This window comes from Xanthobacter sediminis (genome assembly GCF_043195015.1).
GTDB lineage: Bacteria > Pseudomonadota > Alphaproteobacteria > Rhizobiales > Xanthobacteraceae > Xanthobacter.
The window spans coordinates 1-2,449 of record NZ_JBAFWH010000045.1 but is presented as its reverse complement, the minus strand read 5'-3'; the positions used below and the strand labels follow the sequence as shown (position 1 = coordinate 2,449).

1 protein-coding gene is annotated in these 2,449 nt (G+C 71.7%); it reads left to right on the top strand.

The annotated features are described in order from the left end of the window. Positions 1-2,418: autotransporter outer membrane beta-barrel domain-containing protein (locus V5F61_RS21100; protein ID WP_393990614.1), on the top strand; the 2,418-nt coding region annotated here is incomplete at its 5' end. Positions 2,419-2,449 lie beyond the last annotated feature (31 nt).

The following is a 2,449-nucleotide window of genomic DNA, read 5'->3' as shown; positions in this document are numbered from 1 at the left end:
TCGCCGGCGCCGATCCGGGTGGGTGACGGCACCCAGGCGGGAGCGGCTACGGTGGCCACCATCGCCAGCACGCTGAAGGGCACGACCGGCATCGAGAAGAGCGATTTCGGCACCCTAATCCTCACCGGCGCCAACACCTACACCGGTGGCACCACCATCTCGGGCGGCACGCTGCAGCTCGGCAACGGCGGCGCCACCGGCTCGATCCTGGGCGACGTGGTGAACAACGCCACGCTGGCGTTCGACCTCTCGGGCGAGAGCACCTTCTCCGGCGCCATCTCCGGCACCGGACGGGTGGTCCAGGCCGGCCCGGGCACGCTGACCCTCGACGGGGCGAACAGCTTCTCCGGCGGCCTGTCCATCACCTCCGGCACGGTGCGGGTGGCCTCGGCGGGGGCGCTGGGCAGCGGGGCGCTCGGCCTCAGCGGGGCGGGCGCGCTCAGCGCCGGCGGCACCTTCGCCTATGGCGGCGGGGTGACGCTGGCGGCGGTGAACGGCAGCGGCGGCGGCACCTTCGCGGTGGATGCGGCCCAGGCGCTTACCCTGTCGGGCGTGGTCTCCGGCAGCGGTGCGCTGACCAAGACGGGCGCCGGCACGCTGATCCTGACCGGGGCCAACACCTATGCCGGCGGCACCGTCATCTCCGAGGGCACGCTGCAGCTCGGCAACGGCGGCACCTCTGGCGCCATCGTGGGCGATGTGGTGAACAACGCCAGCCTGGTGTTCAACCGCTCCGACAGCTACGCCTTCACCGGCTCCATCTCCGGTGCCGGGCAGGTGACCTTCACCGGCGGCGGCAGCGTGGTCTTCTCGGCGCCCTACCAGGGCCCGGTGGCGGTGGACGACACCGCTGTGGTGCTGGAGCGCGGCACGGTGACGGCCTCGCCGTTCACGGTGAACGCGGGCGGCACCCTCGGCGGCACCGCCACCATCGGCGGGCTGACGGTGAACGCGGGCGGCACGGTGTCGCCCGGCTACTCGCCGGGAACGCTGACGGTGAACGGGGCGGTGGCCTTCAACACGGGCGCGGTCTACCGGGTGGACGTGACCCCGGCCGGGGCCCACGACCTCATCATCGCCTCCGCCGCCGTCACCATCTCCAGCGGCGCCACGGTGGAAGTGGCGGCGGAGCCCGGGCGCTACCCTGGCTCCAGCACCGTCGCCATCCTCACCACCTCCGGGACGGTGAGCGGCACTTTCGGGGGGGTGACGTCGGACTACGCCTTCCTCGATCCTTCGCTGAGCTATGACGCGCAGAACGTGTACCTGACGTTCGCCTATACCGGCATGGACTTCATTTCCTACGCACGGACCATGAACGAAGCCGGGGTGGCGGTGGCGGCGCAGGCACTGGGTGGCGGCAACGCCATCTACGACGCCATCCTCTCGCTGCCGGACGCGGCGGTGGCGCCGGCCTTCAACGCGCTCTCGGGCGAGGTCTACGCCTCCGTGGACGGGGTGCTGCAGCAGCAGTCCATCTATGTGCGCGAGGCGGTGGGCACGCGCCTGCGGCAGGCGGCCGAGGGGCCGGATGCGCTGGCCCGGGCGGCGCAGGGGGCGGGCCCCGCCACGGCGCGGCTGAGCAAGGATCTCGACGTGACCCTGTGGGCGCACGGCTACGGCGGCTGGGGCAACAGCTTCGGCAACGGCAATGCGGCCTCCGTGTCGAGCAGCCTCGGCGGCTTCCTCATCGGTGCGGATGTGGCGCTCCAGCCCAACGTGTGGGCCGGCGTGTTCGGCGGCTACAGCCGCTCCAGCTTCGATGTGGATGCCCGCGCCTCCAGCGGCAACAGCGACAATTACGATGTCGGCGTCTATGCGGGCGGGCAGTTCGGGGCGTGGGCGCTGCGGGGCGGCTTCGCCTATGGCTGGCACGACATCTCGACCAGCCGGATGGTGTCCTTCCCGGGCTTCAGCCAGACCGCCAGCGCGGGCTATTCCACCGGCACCGCACAGCTGTTCGGGGAGGTAGGCTACGATGTCGCGCTCGGTGGCTATGCCTTCGAGCCGTTCGCGGGCCTTGCCTATGTGAACGTGGCGGGGGCCTCCTTCTCGGAGGGGCTGTCCAGCGCGGCCCTGGCGGTGGACACCGCCGCCATGGACACGCTCTACAGCACGCTCGGGGTGCGGGCGGCGACCTCGGTGCAGCTGTTCGGCCGGGCGCTGACGCCGAGCGTGACGCTGGGCTGGCAGCACGCCTTCGGCGACACCACGCCGGCGGCCGCCATGCGGTTCCTGGGCGGGGCCACGCCGTTCGAGGTCTCCGGGGTGCCGATCGCGCAGGATGCGCTGCTGGTGAACGCCGGCCTTGCCTACGGCCTGTCGGATGCGGCCACCCTCGCCGTCACCTACTCCGGCCAGTTCGCCACCTCCGCCTCGCAAAACGCCTTCTCCGCCCAGTTCTCGCTCAAGTTCTGAACAACACGGCGCCCGGTACCTGAACGCCGGA